The following is a 15878-nucleotide window of genomic DNA, read 5'->3' on the forward strand; positions in this document are numbered from 1 at the left end:
TTGAATCAAAAAGTTTGAAGGAATCTTCCTTAAATTCCTCCATGAAATCAGCAACAGTTGTGGGTTCTGGAATTATCGGTTTGACTACTGCCATTGCCTTGCAGGAAATCGGAATTCAGGTTAGAATCATTTCAAGAGAACATTTTAAAAACAGCCTTTCTCACAAAGTTGGGGCGATTTGGTTCCCTTTTGAAATCGCTCCCAAGGAGAAGACTAATCTTTGGGCGAGCCAATCTTACACCAGATACCTTGAAGATTTGAGGAAGCCATCCGGAGTTTCCTTGATTCCATTTATCAACGCCTTTGTTGCAGGATCCAATATTGACTGGCAATATCAGTTACCTAAGGGAACGGTCAGAGAGGCCCAAAAAAACGAGCTCCCCGCTGGTATGGAGACTGCTTTGATTGCTGAAGTACCCTTGGTAGAACCCATGATTTATCTTCCCTTTCTATTCGGTCAATTTTTGGAAAATGGAGGTGATTATCAAACCCAAACTATTTCTTCCCTTCATGAATTAGGCGGATTGGATGAATTGGTGGTCAATTGTACCGGTCTGGGTGCCAAAGAAATTTGCGAAGACGAACAGCTGTATCCTATTCGTGGGCAAATCTTAAGGTGTGAACGATTCGACACTATTTCTTTTGCTGACCCCACCCAAAAGGGAGCGTTGAGATATATCATCAACCGAACAAATGATGCGGTAGTGGGAGGAACAGACTACGTAAATGATTGGAACGAATCCATTGACCCTAACGATACCGAGTTGATTTTGAAAAGAATAGAAAATTCTGGAGTCAAGCAAAAGCCTGAGATTCTAGAAGAATTGGTCGGATTGAGACCCAAAAGAAAAGCAGTTCGATTTGAATTTGATCCGGAATTTTCAAATGTTTTTCACAATTATGGTCATGGAGGCGCCGGGTTTACGGTAGCTTGGGGTTGTGCCTTGGAATTGGCAGAATTAGTGAAAGAATGAATCAAAAATAAAATCCTGAGCAAACCTGATTTTAAAAAACTTTGAACTCAACCAATATTTAATTCATGAAAATCAAATTTATTATTCCAATTTTCTTTTTTTCAATTTTATCAAGTATCGGTCAATCTTTTAAAGATCATTATGAAAAAGGAGTAAGGTTAAATAATGAGCAAAAGCTAGAAGAAGCCGAATCTGCATTTTCAAAAGCTATTTACCTTGAAAAGTACAACCCTCTCCCCTATTATGAGCGCGGAGTTATACGAATGAGACTATACAATCTAATTGATGCGATAGAGGATTTTAGTAAAGCTATTGAATACAAGCACCCAATGATTACCCTCCCTTTGTCAAATAGAGGAGCTGCTTATGGATTTATAGGTGAATATGAACTTGCATTTTCGGACTTGGAAGAAACATTAAAAATAGAACCAAATAATTTTTTGGCTTATTCAAATAGAGGTCATCTCAAATATGAGTTAAATAATTTAGAAGGAGCTTTATTGGATTTTGAAAAAGCAATTTCCATTAACCCCAATTACGAAGAAGCAATTTTAGGAAGAGGGCTAATAAAACACGATAAAAATGACATTAAAGGAGCTTTAAGCGACTATGAAAAGGTTATTTCTTTAGACCCTACCAATCCAAGGCCTTACAACAACAAAGGCAATATATTTAAAGAAAAAAAACTATATCAAGATGCATTAAAGGAATATCAAAAAGCCATTAATCTCGACCCCTATTTTGCTGACCCACATTATAACAAAGGAATAATCATGGACATTTTGGGAAAATTCGAACTCGCAATCCTTGACTACACAAATTGTATAAAATTAAATCCTTTTGATGCAAATGCATATTCTAATCGAGGAGTTAGCAAGGCGAGAAGTAAATCTCCCGACTATTTAGGGGCTATACTTGATTTTTCCAGATCAATTGAAATCGCTCCAGAAATTCCAGAATCTTACAATAACCTCGGCTTAACAAGAGCAAATCTTGGGGATTTTGAGAAATCAATTCCTGACTTTACAAAAGCGATAATACTAAATCCAAACTATGCTATGGCTTACCGAAATAGGGCTAAATCTTATATTAAAATAGAAGAGTTAGAAAAAGCCTGCCATGACTATTCGAAGGCCATATTATTAGGTGATGAAATTTCAGAAGAATTATTTGAAGAAGTCTGCAAATAATCATCGACTTAGTTCATACAGTCATTTTTTAGTATTCCTTCGATTTACCTTTAAAACATTAAAAAACTTATGCTGATTATCCCTGACAATAAAATCATAGAGCTCCTTCCCTACCCAAAATTAATTGAGGCATTGAGAGATATTTTTCTTTCTGATTTCACCATGCCAGTCAGACATCACCATTTTTATAATACGCCAGCTGGAGATGAAAACACACTGATTCTAATGCCAGTTTGGAACAATAAGTACATGGGAATGAAGCAAGTGACTGTGGCTCCTGCCAATGCAACAGCAAACATGCCTTCCATTTTTGCACAATACATTTTAAGCGATTCCAAAACGGGTCAGCCTTTGGCTATGATGAATGCAACTGAGCTTACCGCTCGACGGACGGCCTGCACTTCAGCTTTGGCAGCTTCATATTTGTGTAGAGAAGATGTTGCAAATCTATTGATCGTAGGAGGAGGGAAAGTAGCTCAGCACCTTGCTCATGCTCATTTGGCTGTCAGAAACTATCAAAAAGTAAGCATTTGGATGCGCAATCCAGCCAAATTGAAGCAGTTTGTTTCGGATTTGAAAAAACAAGGAATTCCCGCTGAGGCTGTTTCCAATTTAGAAGAATCCGCCCAAGAAGCAGATGTAATCTCTTGCGCAACTCTTTCCAAAACTCCCGTAATCCATGGTGAATGGATCAAGCCAGGAACTCACCTAGACATGATTGGTTCTCATAAACCAACCACCCGAGAAACAGATAATGAAGCCATCAGAAAGAGCTCCATTTTTGTGGATTCTCGTGAAGGCGCTCTACATGAAACCGGCGAATTGGCTATTCCAATTGCCGAAGGAATTATAAGCGAGAAAGATGTAAAAGCGGATATCGTAGAACTCGTAAAAGGAAATCATCCGGGAAGAACTTCTAATGAAGAAATCACTTTATTCAAATCCGCAGGTTTAGCAGTGGAAGATCTCGCTGCCGCTCTTTTGGTTTACAAGGGCTTCAAAAAGGCATAAGAAATTGAATATGTTTTCATAATTTAAAAGGATACTAGCCACCACCTCAACCTTTTAAACATGAAATCTTTTTATTCCCTTTTTGCTGGAATCCTGCTATTCGCGGCCTGCAGCTCTCCCACAAAATATGATGTCCTGATCAAAAATGGGCAAATCATGGATGGGTCAGGCCAGACTTCCTATATAGGTGATGTTGGGATCAATGCAGATACAATTGCGGCGATTGGAAAATTGGATGGAGCTCAAGGAGAATTGGAAATAGATGCTACTGGGCTGGTAGTAGCACCCGGTTTTATCAATATGCTAAGTTGGGCGGTAGAATCCCTGATCGAGGACGGCAGATCTCAAAGTGATATTCGCCAAGGAGTGACTTTGGAAGTATTTGGAGAGGGAGCTTCTATGGGACCTTTGAATGAAACCATGAAGGAAGAAGAACTCAAGGCCCAAGGAGACATCAAATACCCCATTGAATGGACTTCTTTGGCTGAATACCTGGATTTTTTGGTTGAAAAAGGCGTATCTACCAATGTCGCTTCCTTTATCGGTGCTACAACTGTCCGGATCAATGCTTTGGGATATGAAGACCGAGAACCCACACCGGAAGAATTGGAATCCATGAAAGACATGGTTAGAAAGGCCATGGAAGAAGGCGCTTTAGGAGTAGGTTCTTCCCTGATCTATGCCCCGGCTTTTTATGCCAGCACAGAAGAGTTGATTGAGCTATGCAAAGTGGCCTCCGAATATGACGGGATGTATATTTCACATATGAGAAGTGAAGGAGGACGGTTGCTGGAAAGTTTGGATGAATTGATCCGAATTGCTGCAGAAGCCAATATCAGGGCAGAAGTCTATCACCTAAAGATGAGTGGACAGGACAATTGGGGCAAGTTTGATCAAGTGGTCGCCAAAATAGATTCGGCTAGGGCTGCAGGATTGGTGATAACGACAGATATGTACAATTACATCGCTGGAGCAACAGGTCTAGATGCTTCCATGCCTCCTTGGGTTCAGGAAGGAGGATATGAAAAATGGGCTGAAAGACTTCAGGATCCAGCCATACGTAAGAAAGTCTATCAGGAAATGATCACTCCAACCAATGAATGGGAAAGTCTAATGCAAGCCGTAGAAGGACCGGATAAAATCATTTTGGTTGGTTTCAAAAACGACAGCCTAAAATATCTCACAGGAAAAACACTGGCTGAGGTAGCCGAAATGAGAAATACTACACCTGCTGAAGCGGCCATGGACCTAGTGGTTCAAGATGGTAGCCGAGTGGGCACAATCTATTTCTTGATGTCTGAGGAGAATGTCAAAAAGCAAATCGCATTACCTTATATGAGTTTTGGATCGGATGCTGGTTCTTACTCAATTGAGGGAGTATTTTTAAAATCCAGCTATCACCCCAGAGCCTTTGGAAACTTCTCCAGGTTATTGGGGAAATATGTACGGGACGAACAAGTCCTTCCTTTGGAAGAGGCGATTTACAAGTTAACTACCCTACCTGCAACCAATCTAAAAATCAAGAAACGCGGAGCTTTGAAAGAAGGCTATTATGGGGATTTGGCGATTTTTGATCCTGAAAAAATCCGGGACAACGCGACTTTCGAGGATCCCATGCAATATGCCACCGGGATGGTTCATGTCTTTGTCAATGGCACACAAGCACTGAAAGATGGAGAACATACCGGGGCCCTTCCTGGAATGGTGGTAAAGGGGCCTGGTATGAAAGAGTGATCTATTTTTTTTGTGACTTTTGATCCATTCTAAGTTAAAAGTCGTTGGTAAATTAGCAGTACAAATCTGAGTAATCATGAAAGAAGAACAAGAGTTAAAAAATATAGTCCGAGAGCGATATGCCAAAATCGCAGAACAGGGAAAAGCAGAAAATGCCGCTTCTTGCTGCGGAGCCACTACGCCATCCAATAAAGTTTACAATATCATGATGGATGATTATTCCGGAACGGATGGTTATCTGGAAGATGCTGACTTGGGATTAGGTTGTGGATTACCAACTCAGTTTGCAAAAATCCAAAAAGGCGATACCGTTATCGATTTGGGTTCTGGAGCTGGAAATGACTGTTTTGTCGCCAGACACGAAGCAGGAATTGAAGGAAAAGTCATCGGTATCGACTTCACTCCGATTATGATCGAAAAGGCCCGTGCCAATGCTGAGAAATTGGGCTACAACAATGTCGAATTCCGTGAAGGAGACATAGACAACATGCCTGTTAATGAAAATGTGGCCGATGTAATTGTCAGCAATTGCGTATTGAATCTGGTTCCAAATAAGAAAAAAGTAATCGGTGAAATCTACCGAGTTTTGAAACCTGGAGGTCACTTTAGTATTTCTGATATTGTCTTGGTTGGAGAACTTCCCAATGAACTTCAAGAGGATGCTGAAATGTATGCCGGTTGTGTGGCTGGAGCCATTCAAAAATCTGAATACCTGCAATACATCCAGGATCAAGGATTTGAGAATATCACCATTCAAAAAGAGAAACCTATCCAAATTCCAGAAGATATTCTGTCCAAATATTTAAGTGCTAAAGGAATCCAAGACTTTAACAATGGTGGAACAGGGATCTACAGTATCACCGTTTATGCAGAAAAAGGAGGCGCAAAAGCTCAAAAGCCGAAATTAAAGCTTTCCGAATTGCAAACTGGGTCGTCCTGCTGTGAGCCGAGTTCAGGTTGTTGTTGAAAAGTATAGCCTCTTTTCGTATTTTCTATTAGGTATAAATATTTGCGTGAAGACAGGGGAAATGGCAAAAAAGAAGCCTTGAAAATTGATTTCAAGGCTTCCAGTTTTTTATCTTAAACGAATTACAAACCGTACTTCTCTCCCATTTCTCGGATCAGTTTGTAGCCGTTCTCAGCCATATCCCAAGGCTCTGAGAAATTTCTCCATACTCCTATCGAATTTGCAAAGGCCGGATCATTTCGAGTAAAGCCTTCGATGGTCAACCAGCCTTGGTACTTTACCTCGGCCAATGCCTGGAAGGTTTCGTCAAAATTGACATGCCCCGATCCGGGAGTACCACGATCATTTTCAGATATATGGAAGTGCCCAAGCTGAGGGGCGATATATTTGATTGCCTCTCCCAATTTCTTTTCTTCAATATTCGCATGATGTGTATCAAACATCGCCTGGACATTCGGATGATTCACTTTTTTGAGTAAATAGGAAAGTTGCTGCATGGTATTGCAGAGGTAACACTCAAAACGATTCAATGCTTCAGGCGTCAACAGTACTCCTGCCTCTTGTGCATAATCTGCAACTCCATGCAAGTATTCCGCAGACCAATTGTACTCCTCTTCCAATGGCTCTCTCGAAGCAAAAACTGAAAAGGCAGAATGAAATGGTCCGCACAGCACCTGAGCCTGAAGATCATGCGCTCGGTCAATCACCCATTTGAGCTGTTCGGTAGCTGCAGTACGGATTTTAACATCAGGTGATATGGCATTTTGTTCCGGCCCCATGACAGTAACAGCTGTAACTTCCAGACCAATATCCGCACAGTGTTTTCCTACCATTTTGAAAGACTCCTCTGGAGATCCTCCTATAAAAAATTCAGCCCCATCATAACCAATCGCTTTCAATCGGTCCAAGATGGGTAATAAAGCCTCTGACATCTCTGCTGACCAAGCCAGCACATTAAATCCTATTTTGTTCATGAGTTTATTGTTTGTCAACAGACAAAAGTCCATGGTCAATAGCCCTTCTTCTGTGGACTAAAGACCGTGGACGATTGACTAAAATTTCATTTAAAATCCTCCACTCTCATGCCCTTTCGGAAAGTATCAAAGCCGAACATGGTTGGCTTGTATTCTCCAACTATTTCAACTGACATATCTGGAGTAATTTCCTCTGACATTCCCATCAGCCAAAAAGCGGCATTGATCACCATTCGTCTTAGATCGGCATTTTCAAAGTCCATAGAAGCTCCCATAGTAGAAGCGAAAGCCATTCCCGGCGAACCACCTTCGATTTGATAAGGCTTGGTCCAGGCAACTGGCATGACAGATTTTTCCCACATCATAGGAGAATCGGGAGTCATTCCAGCTGTACTTTGACCATACATTAAAACATTAGCCTCAGCAGGTAGATGCTTGATTCCATATACATCTGAATATCCCCAGATGTCTTTCACGCCTCGAAGCACGGGATGATCATTCAATTGATCAGTGCCATCCAAAAGTCCCCTCGTACCTTCATGTGCATGATGACCGTGGTGATTTACCCAAGTTTCCCCTAGAATTCTTTGACCGAAACCTCTCTCCCATCCTTCAGCCTTACTCATCCAGTGCCATTTTGCAAATGGGGAATCAGGATTCTTTTGATAGGCAAAAGCGTGGGTTGAAGTTCTCAATCCAATGATAGGCTTTCCAGCCTTTAAAAAGTTTTCGATGTACTGTGACTGCTCATCTGGAAGCTCACGGAATCTGATCAGCATGATCATCAAATCGGCAGTTTCCAAATGCTCCAGGCCAGGAATATTATTTTGATAACTGGGAACAATATCTCCTGATTCTGGGTCTATTGGAAATAGAACTGTAGTTTTGAAGCCATAGGTTTGGGATAGAATCTTGGCAAACATTGGCATGGATTCCTCAGAGCGGTATTCATCATCTCCGGCTACCAGTACTACATGTTTCCCTTTTCCAGGGCCTTGACTCCCCTCAAATTGAAGAAAAGTCACACCATTTTGGGAATAGGCGCAGGAAATAAGAAGAAAGAAAATAAATAAAGAGGCAATCTTTTTCATCAGGTTATTTTTAATCATTAGTACAGAAGCCCTAAAATAAGTGATTCTACTTTGGGGGCAATTATTTTATTTCATTTTGAAAGAGAATCAGAATTAAGTGGCACAAAGGACCTATGATTCATATTCAAATATTTTTTTATTTAAGAAGTTCGATTCTGGAAAGAAATCGGCAACATTGTGTTTGAGAACTTCAATCTCTGATCACAGATTTCATTTCTCTATTACCCCAATATCGAATCTCAAATGATGAATGTCGAATATTGAAGTTTGACAACTTTTGCACTTTTCAACCTTCCAACTTATTTGGATCAAATATCAAAGGAAAGAATTTACCTCCCATTTTTTCTCCTTTAGAAATCACTGGAACACCTTCCAAAAGCGGTTCATCCGAATTGGAAATAGTACCATCGGCAAACACGTTCAACACAAAGGCTTTTCGAGATTTATCAGAAAAATTTGCAAAACTCCCATGTACCAACAAAGGGTGATGAAAGGCTCCATGTCCCGCTTTCAAAGGAACTGAAACAGGCTTAAATTCAGCTTTCTGTTGCTCGCTAAGCATGGCCATCAACCCATCCATTTCACCTGCCAATGCGGGCTTTTCCAGTAATCCCCACCGATGTGATCTCGGAACATATTGCAAACAGCCATTTTCTTCGGTAGCATCATCCAACCCACACCAGCAGGTCAAATGCTGCATTTCTATCGTCCTAGTCCAATAGGAATAATCCTGATGCCAAGCCACTACCCCACCGTGATGGGCTGGCTTACAAAATAGCTGATCATGCCAAAAACGAACTGCCCGATCTCCTAACAATTGGGATGCTACCATCCTAAAAGCAGGATTCCAAATAGCATCATGAAAGGCCTCCGCTATCCTCCAATGCCCCAAAGAGTGAAATAATACTGTATTGGGATCCGCCGATTCATTGCTGTGAAACTCATGAAAAAGCCCATGCAATGGATGATCAGGGTCCATGACTTCATCCAATGCCTTTTTCAAAGCTTCAATTTGATTTTCATCTAGCAATTTAATTCCTGCCACATAGCCGTTCTCATGAAAAAAGTCGATTTGATCCTGACTAAGTTTAAATCTATTCCAATCATTTGCTGACCTGGGTTGTAAAAACAAGTCTGTAATTGGATGATGAAAATCGGCTAAATCTTTCATTTTATTTGGGTTGATTGCAGTGCAAAAAGATAAGAAAAAAGCTTCTCTCTACTTACTTACAAACTGATTGATTTTCTTTCATGAATTTAAGAATGCCATTTTCACTCCAATCACTCTTTCAATTGGGATTATTTTTGAGTTTAAAAGAAGGCTTTACCTTTTCAAGTAAAGCCTTCTGCGAAGGACATTGAATCTCGACAGACAAGTCCTCACTTTGTGGCACCCAGCCAGTATTAATATCCTGCGTTTTGGACCAAGTTGGAATTATTTCTAATCTCTGCAGTTGGGATTGGGAATAGCAACTCGCGCTCTTTCAGAGTCGGCCCATATACAAATTGGTGTCCCACATAATCTTCAAATTCACGAGTGGCCACATTAAAGCCCTTTCTTATCCTGACCATGTCAAACCATGTTTTGTTTTCGAAGGAAAGTTCAAAGAATTTTTCTCTCCATACAGCTTCTCTCAATTGAGATTGGGACAAACCTGAAAGCGGGTTCAACTCCGCTCTTTCACGAACCAAATTTACTGCATCATATGCATCTTCATTTGGACCATTGGCTTCATTGGATGCTTCAGCAAAAATCAACAAGACTTCGGCAAACCTGAAAATCGGCCAATTCAGATCACTACTCGTTGTACTAATTTGTGCCACTACATCGAAATGCTTGTATATATAATAATCTCCCAATTCCAAAGTTTGACTTCTGTCATCCCTTAGTGAATAACTGGTATAGTAAAACTCTTTTTCATCCGCTCTCTTATCACCTTCCTCATAAGATTTTACAAATTCTTCCTGAGCAAAGATTCCACCGGTCTCGGCGCTATAATTTGAAATTCCCCTATTGTATGGAATAATCGAAACCTGCCAATTAGAAGGTTGGATATAGGCTGCGAATTGTGACATGAAAATATTCTCTCCCAAATTTTTCATGGAAGGATCATGTAAATCCCCATAAGAGCCAAATAGAGAAAACTCATTGGAATCAATCACCTCTTTGGCTTTGGAGGCAGCAAGTGCATAATATTCTGTTCCTTTTTGAAGTGGATAACCAGCCATGGTCAAATAGACAGAGGATAACAGGGATTTAATAGCTCCCATAGAAACTCTCCCAGATACATCTCGCATAGCCAATCCCGAGTTTTCGGCCTCCTTCAAGTCTGCAACAATCTGATCATAGATGGCAGCAGGAGCTACAGGATTCGGATATAGCTGCTCTGATGTCAAATCAACCGGTTCGGTAATCAAGGGGATATTCCCAAACATCTGAACCAGATTAAAGTAATAATAAGCCCTCAGAAATCTAGCTTCCCCCAAAAGACCCTGTTTTTGAGTCTCATCCATATTCATGTCTGGAATCTTTGCTATTGCAAGATTTGCATTTGCAATTCCCCGATAATAATTGGTCCAGAAAGTCTGACCGTACCCATTATCCGAGGTGTTCACCAAGTCTTTGACGAACAAACTGTTTTGAGCTTGTCCCAATTCTGTATCTGCCAGACCTGTCGCAAACTCCAACATCATCCAAGTACCTCCACCAAAGCCACTATTCATAATGGGCTGCATACTTTGATAAATTGAGTTTACTACACTGACGGCATGCTCAGGCTTGGTGAAATAATTATCCAAAGTGAAATTGGATTGGTCAGTTTCATCAAGAAAATCCGCACAGGAAGCAGTGAGAACAACCGCAGACAGACAAATGATTCTTCTTATATATGATTTGATATAGTTCATGATTTTCAGAATTAATAATTAAAGACCAACACTAACACCTAGCATAAAAACCCGAGGCTTCGGATAAGCATAGAGATCAACTCCCTGATCAAAGGCTGCACCCGAGGTAGAAACTTCTGGGTCATATCCAGCATAATCTGTAACTAGGAAAAAGTTTTGGACCGAGAAGAAAGTCCGTAGGTTTCTCACTTTGATTCTCTCCAATAATTGAGAGTCAAAATTGTAAGAAAGCATCAAGTTTCTACCTCTTAAAAAAGAGCCATTTTGAACTCGATCGGAGTCATTATTGGTATTATATCCTGCCGTAAGTGGTCTTATCTGAGCAATATTGGTGTTTTGATTTTCTGGAGTCCAGGCATTCAAAACTGTTTTGAAACTATTTGCAATACCTGTTCTATCTTCAGCAGAGTGCTTACTTCTAAACAAGACATCATTTCCATAGCTAAATTGGATATCCACCAATAATTCGAAATTCTTCAATCGGAATGTATTGGCAAATGTCCCATAACCATCAGGGATCCCTTTCCCGATAATCACACGATCCTGATCATTAATGACTCCATCTTCATTGACATCTTTGTATTTGATATCTCCTGGCCTCTTATTATAAGTTGCTGCAATTGACTCCTCCTCGGTGTTCCAGGTTCCCTCATGAATGAATCCGAAAAACGACCCTACAGATTCTCCTTCTCTTACAATGGTTGAGCCCAAGAAAATATCGGCACCTCCAGTCAATTCTTTAACAGTATTCTTATTATATGAGAAATTAAAAGTGGTACTCCAAGTGAAATTGGTCTTTTCAATATTCACAGTATTCAAACCAATTTCAATCCCTTTGTTTTCCATGCTTCCCACATTTCTACTTACCGTTGAATAGCCACTACTGGAAGGAACTGGAGCACTCAACAACATGTCATTGGTTATTTTCCTATAAAGGTCAACCTCAAACATCACTCTATTTTGAATGAAACCAAGTTCAAATCCGAAATCGACCTGACTGGTTTTCTCCCATCTCAAATCAGGGTTTGCCAATCGGCTGATTCCAATACCGATTTCCCTTTGATCATTGAAAATGACAGAATAATTGCCCATCCCAGCTAAAGATTGATAAGCTGTAATTTCAGAGTTACCAGTCTGACCATAACTCGCCCTAAATTTCAAATCTGAAATGGTATTGCTACCCTGTAAAAATCCTTCATCAGAGGCTCTCCAAGCAAACGCTGCAGACGGGAAAAATGCGTACTGATTTGAAGAACCAAACTTTGAAGATCCATCCACTCTACCTGTGAAGGTGAATAGATACTTATTGTTTAGGGTATAATTTATTCTACTGAAATAAGAATTCAACCCATAAGCAACTCTACCAGATTGTGGTTGAATCGCATTGGCACCAGCACCGAGATTATTAAACATAAAATAATCGTCCTGGAAGTTTTGGGATCTTGCTTGAGCATTAAATCTATCCACATGTTGCCAAGAGAGGCCAGCCATGGCATTTAGTCTATGATTTGGAGTAAATTCCTTGACATAGGTAAGGTAGTTTTCAAATTGCCATGAATTCAATCGATCATTAAAAATATAAGCATCTCCTCTTTGGTTTTTAGCTATATAATTCAGCTCCCTACCTCCATAATAATCGACACGCTGGTTGACAATGTTGGCAGAAATATTGGAACGCAACTCCAATCCTTTCGCTAAATAAATATTCGCATATACATTCCCGATTACAGTTTGGGTATTAACCAAATAGACCCTCTCTTTGGACACTTGAAGCGGGTTATTACCTCCTTCCATACCAGGATAATCGGCGTTTCCGGCCCAAGAACCGTCTGGATATCTAACTGGAATGATTGGCAAAGCTTCCAATACCTGTCTCATGGCTACAATCCCACCATTTCCCAATGGATCTACCTGGCTTTCTTTCTGATCATTATAGCTTAATACCCCACCTACTTTGATCCAATCTTTGATTTTGCTATCAAAAACAAAGCGAGAAGAATACCGCTTCAACCAAGAGTTCTCCATCAAACCATCCTCATCTCGATACCCTAAATAAACCCCGAAACTGTCATCGACATTTCCTGAAGTAAAATTCAACTGATGATTTTGAGTAAATGCCGGTTGGAAAGCTTCTTCTTGCCAATCGGTATCGTAAAGCGGGTTTCCATTGGCATCAAAAAGTCTAGGATCTGTTCTCTTGAGAGCCGGATCTTTATAGATGCCATTTGCCCATCCATTTGGATCATATTTTTGAGCATTTTGATAAGCAAGATCCTCAGTTGCCAAAAACTCTTCAGAATTCAACAGTGGTATTTTTCGAGGCAAAACTCCTATACTGTAATTGCCCTCATAAGTGATCAAGCCACCGGTTTGACTTCCTCTTTTGGTCGTAACAAGAATTACTCCGTTTGCACCTCTCGCTCCATAAATAGCAGTCGCAGAAGCATCTTTCAAGACCTCCACAGATTGAATATCATTCGGATTGATATAATCAATTGGAGTACTACCGTTTGCCAAACCAGCTGCATGCATGATCACCCCATCAATTACATAGAGTGGGTCATTTGCGATACTTACCGAAGTATTTCCACGAATTCGAATATTGGCTCTACCTCCTGGTCGCCCAGAGTTGATAGAAACATTCACTCCTTGAATTTTACCTGAAAGAGCATTGGACAAAGATGCCGCAGGTCTTTCCTTTAATGAATTCTCATCTACGGACCCTACTGAACCAGTCAGATCAGATTTTTTCTGAGTACCATATCCAATGACCACAACTTCATCCAATTCAGCTTCATCAACTTCTAAAGAAACTTGGATTTGTTGATTTGAACTAGTGACCTGTACTTCTTGTGTCCGATAACCAATAAAACTGATTACAAGAGTCTCATTGACTGATGCTTGGATTGCAAAGCTACCGTCATTCTCGGTAACCGTTCCCCGCTGGGTGCCTTTGACTACAACTAATGCACCGGGAACAGGCTCATTTTGATTTCCTGAAGTAACGACCCCTTTAATCTGTGTGGATTGTGAAAAAGCCGGAATTTGACATAAAAAAATCAAAAATAAGGTCAATATCCATAGACCTTTCAGATGAATTTTTAAAATTTTGATCATATATTGCTGGGTTTAATGAATTGATATTAAACCCAAACTATTTGATTTTGGACCAGACGGTATCCTGCATCATCCTGACACAAATCATTGAATAACAACAGGATACCTCAGGACTGAAGTAATCCAAAAAAAAATATATTATAGTATTAGTTATTTGAACTATTTGCACCTTGAATCAATCAATATGTATTTCAAACAACATATTCAACAATTCAAATTAACACTTCTCAAAAAATAAAGGGCTTTTGCCCTAGCATTAACAAACTAAAAGGATAGATAAATTGAATTTATTCGTGATTTAGCTCTTAGAAAAGTTCTAATAAATTTTTCGGATCCGAAATCCTTTCCGTTGGTTTTGATCCCACTCTAATAAGATTCCTCTATTCTTAGCTAGGATTTTCTTACATTTTAAAACCTTTTCAATTAGCTATAAACTCTCCAAATGAAGACGAATAGAAGAAATTTTCTAAAGACCAGCGCCACCACCGCCTTAGGGCTTTCAGGTCTTACAGTGATCTCACCATCAGTTCTCGGTAAACCCATGGGCTATGTAGCTCCTTCGGATAAAGTCAACTTGGCCTGTGTCGGAATCGGTAACAGAGGAAACCAAATTATCAAGGCTCTGGCAGAAACCGGACTTTGTAATATTGTGGCCCTATGTGATGTGGACATGGGAGCTCCTCAGACTTTGGAAGTCATCAACATGTTTCCAAAGGCAAAGCATTTTCAAGACTTCCGAGTTATGTTTGACAAAATGGGAAATGAATTCGAGGCTATCAGCGTAGCAACGCCAGACTTCTCTCATTTTCCTGTTACCATGATGGGATTGAAATCAGGCAAGCATGTCTACGTGGAAAAGCCCATGGCAAGAACTTTCCGCGAGGTTGAATTGATGATTCAGGCAGCCAAAAAGTACCCAAAATTGGCAACCCAAATGGGAAATCAAGGCCATTCAGAGGCCAATTATTTCCAATTCAAAGCTTGGAAAGAAGCCGGAATCATCAAAGACATTTATGCTGTAACTGCACACATGAACAATCCAAGAAGATGGCACGGTTGGGACCCAAATATTACCTCTTACCCACCTGCAGAATCAATCCCTTCTACCTTGGATTGGGACGTTTGGACAGCCCAGGCAGAACCTCACGCATTTAATAAAGATTACCATAATGGCCAGTGGAGATGCTGGTATGATTTCGGGATGGGCGCTTTAGGTGACTGGGGAGCTCACACAATGGACACCGTACATGAGTTTTTGGATTTAGGCCTTCCTTATGAAGTCAATCCAACATTACTCAAAGGTCACAATCCTTTCTTTTACCCTATGTCCACCACTCTGGAATTCAAATTCCCTGAAAGAGGAGATATGCCTGCTTTGACATTGTCATGGTATGATGGTGTGGACAATATTCCTCCTGTGCCGGCAGGATATGGGGTTTCGGAAGTAGACCCGAATATTCCTGCAACCAATCAGGGTCAAGTTCAACCTGCAAAATTGAACCCTGGTAAAATCATTTATGGTAAAGATCTAACCTTCAAGGGAGGATCTCATGGAAGTACATTAAGTATCATCCCTGAAGAAAAAGCTAAAGAAATGGAATCTATGCTTCCTGAGGTACCGGAAAGCCCTTCCAATCACTTTGCAAACTACTTGAAAGCTTGTAAAGGTGAAGAAAAAACCAGGTCCCCATTCGAAATAGCCGGACCACTTTCTCAAGTATTCTGTTTAGGAGTTATGGCCCAATGGACTGGATTGAAGATTGAGTTTGATCGAGAAACCAAGCAAATCACCAACAACCCTTTGGCAAATCAGGTTTTGGCAGGAATGCCTCCGAGAAAGGGTTGGGAAGAGTATTATACAGTTTAAAAAATTCTCACCTATTTTTCCAAAAAGAGCCTTCAGATAACTGAAG

Annotated in this window: 11 protein-coding genes; 6 read left to right on the plus strand and 5 right to left on the minus strand. The window is 40.4% G+C overall.

Annotated features, from left to right (window positions below; all coding sequences use genetic code 11):
- Positions 1 to 41 precede the first annotated feature (41 nt).
- The 5 genes from O0V13_RS12895 (at position 42) to O0V13_RS12915 (ending at position 5876) form a co-directional block, all read left to right on the plus strand.
- On the plus strand, positions 42 to 974 hold the full coding sequence (locus tag O0V13_RS12895) for an FAD-dependent oxidoreductase (protein ID WP_268035382.1): 933 nt from the start codon (positions 42 to 44) through the stop codon (positions 972 to 974).
- A gap of 65 nt (positions 975 to 1039) precedes the next feature.
- Positions 1040 to 2164: a tetratricopeptide repeat protein gene (locus O0V13_RS12900; RefSeq protein WP_268035383.1), complete on the plus strand. Its 1125-nt coding sequence runs from the start codon at positions 1040 to 1042 to the stop codon at positions 2162 to 2164.
- A 69-nt stretch (positions 2165 to 2233) separates the two neighbouring features.
- Entirely contained in the window at positions 2234 to 3175 is a 942-nt protein-coding gene (locus tag O0V13_RS12905) for an ornithine cyclodeaminase family protein (protein ID WP_268035384.1), read from the plus strand.
- Positions 3176 to 3235: 60 nt separating this feature from the next.
- Positions 3236 to 4909 (plus strand): N-acyl-D-amino-acid deacylase family protein, encoded by a 1674-nt coding sequence (locus O0V13_RS12910; protein ID WP_268035385.1) that lies wholly within the window; start codon positions 3236 to 3238, stop codon positions 4907 to 4909.
- Between the two features lie 76 nt (positions 4910 to 4985).
- On the plus strand, positions 4986 to 5876 hold the full coding sequence (locus tag O0V13_RS12915; RefSeq protein WP_268035386.1) for an arsenite methyltransferase: 891 nt from the start codon (positions 4986 to 4988) through the stop codon (positions 5874 to 5876).
- 122 nt (positions 5877 to 5998) lie between these two features.
- On the opposite strand, the gene O0V13_RS12920 is transcribed toward O0V13_RS12915, so the two are convergent.
- The 5 genes from O0V13_RS12920 to O0V13_RS12940 all read right to left on the minus strand — a co-directional run bounded on the left by O0V13_RS12920 (position 5999) and on the right by O0V13_RS12940 (position 13965).
- Positions 5999 to 6850: a sugar phosphate isomerase/epimerase family protein gene (locus tag O0V13_RS12920; protein ID WP_268035387.1), complete on the minus strand. Its 852-nt coding sequence runs from the start codon at positions 6848 to 6850 to the stop codon at positions 5999 to 6001.
- Between the two features lie 86 nt (positions 6851 to 6936).
- Complete coding sequence (locus O0V13_RS12925; RefSeq protein ID WP_268035388.1) at positions 6937 to 7941, minus strand: ThuA domain-containing protein; 1005 nt, start codon at positions 7939 to 7941, stop codon at positions 6937 to 6939.
- A 286-nt stretch (positions 7942 to 8227) separates the two neighbouring features.
- Positions 8228 to 9112, minus strand: a complete 885-nt coding sequence (locus O0V13_RS12930) for a phytanoyl-CoA dioxygenase family protein (protein ID WP_268035389.1) — start codon at positions 9110 to 9112, stop codon at positions 8228 to 8230.
- 233 nt (positions 9113 to 9345) lie between these two features.
- Positions 9346 to 10848 (minus strand): RagB/SusD family nutrient uptake outer membrane protein, encoded by a 1503-nt coding sequence (locus O0V13_RS12935; RefSeq protein WP_268035390.1) that lies wholly within the window; start codon positions 10846 to 10848, stop codon positions 9346 to 9348.
- 18 nt (positions 10849 to 10866) lie between these two features.
- Positions 10867 to 13965, minus strand: coding sequence for a SusC/RagA family TonB-linked outer membrane protein (locus tag O0V13_RS12940; RefSeq protein ID WP_268035391.1), 3099 nt, complete (start codon positions 13963 to 13965; stop codon positions 10867 to 10869).
- 442 nt (positions 13966 to 14407) lie between these two features.
- On the opposite strand from O0V13_RS12940, the gene O0V13_RS12945 reads away from it, so the two are divergent.
- Positions 14408 to 15832 carry a Gfo/Idh/MocA family protein gene (locus tag O0V13_RS12945; protein WP_268035392.1) on the plus strand — a complete coding sequence of 475 codons (1425 nt, stop codon included), beginning with the start codon at positions 14408 to 14410 and terminating at the stop codon, positions 15830 to 15832.
- Positions 15833 to 15878: the final 46 nt, after the last annotated feature.

The sequence above is a fragment of the Algoriphagus sp. PAP.12 genome (assembly GCF_026652115.1).
Taxonomy (GTDB): domain Bacteria; phylum Bacteroidota; class Bacteroidia; order Cytophagales; family Cyclobacteriaceae; genus Algoriphagus.

Coding starts and splice junctions, on each gene's coding strand:
- O0V13_RS12910 (WP_268035385.1), top strand. CDS start 3,236: ATGAAATCTTTTTATTCCCTTTTTGCTGGAATCCTGCTATTCGCGGCC.
- O0V13_RS12935 (WP_268035390.1), bottom strand. CDS start 10,848: ATGAACTATATCAAATCATATATAAGAAGAATCATTTGTCTGTCTGCG.
- O0V13_RS12925 (WP_268035388.1), bottom strand. CDS start 7,941: ATGAAAAAGATTGCCTCTTTATTTATTTTCTTTCTTCTTATTTCCTGC.
- O0V13_RS12905 (WP_268035384.1), top strand. CDS start 2,234: ATGCTGATTATCCCTGACAATAAAATCATAGAGCTCCTTCCCTACCCA.
- O0V13_RS12895 (WP_268035382.1), top strand. CDS start 42: ATGAAATCAGCAACAGTTGTGGGTTCTGGAATTATCGGTTTGACTACT.
- O0V13_RS12915 (WP_268035386.1), top strand. CDS start 4,986: ATGAAAGAAGAACAAGAGTTAAAAAATATAGTCCGAGAGCGATATGCC.
- O0V13_RS12900 (WP_268035383.1), top strand. CDS start 1,040: ATGAAAATCAAATTTATTATTCCAATTTTCTTTTTTTCAATTTTATCA.
- O0V13_RS12940 (WP_268035391.1), bottom strand. CDS start 13,965: ATGATCAAAATTTTAAAAATTCATCTGAAAGGTCTATGGATATTGACC.
- O0V13_RS12945 (WP_268035392.1), top strand. CDS start 14,408: ATGAAGACGAATAGAAGAAATTTTCTAAAGACCAGCGCCACCACCGCC.
- O0V13_RS12930 (WP_268035389.1), bottom strand. CDS start 9,112: ATGAAAGATTTAGCCGATTTTCATCATCCAATTACAGACTTGTTTTTA.
- O0V13_RS12920 (WP_268035387.1), bottom strand. CDS start 6,850: ATGAACAAAATAGGATTTAATGTGCTGGCTTGGTCAGCAGAGATGTCA.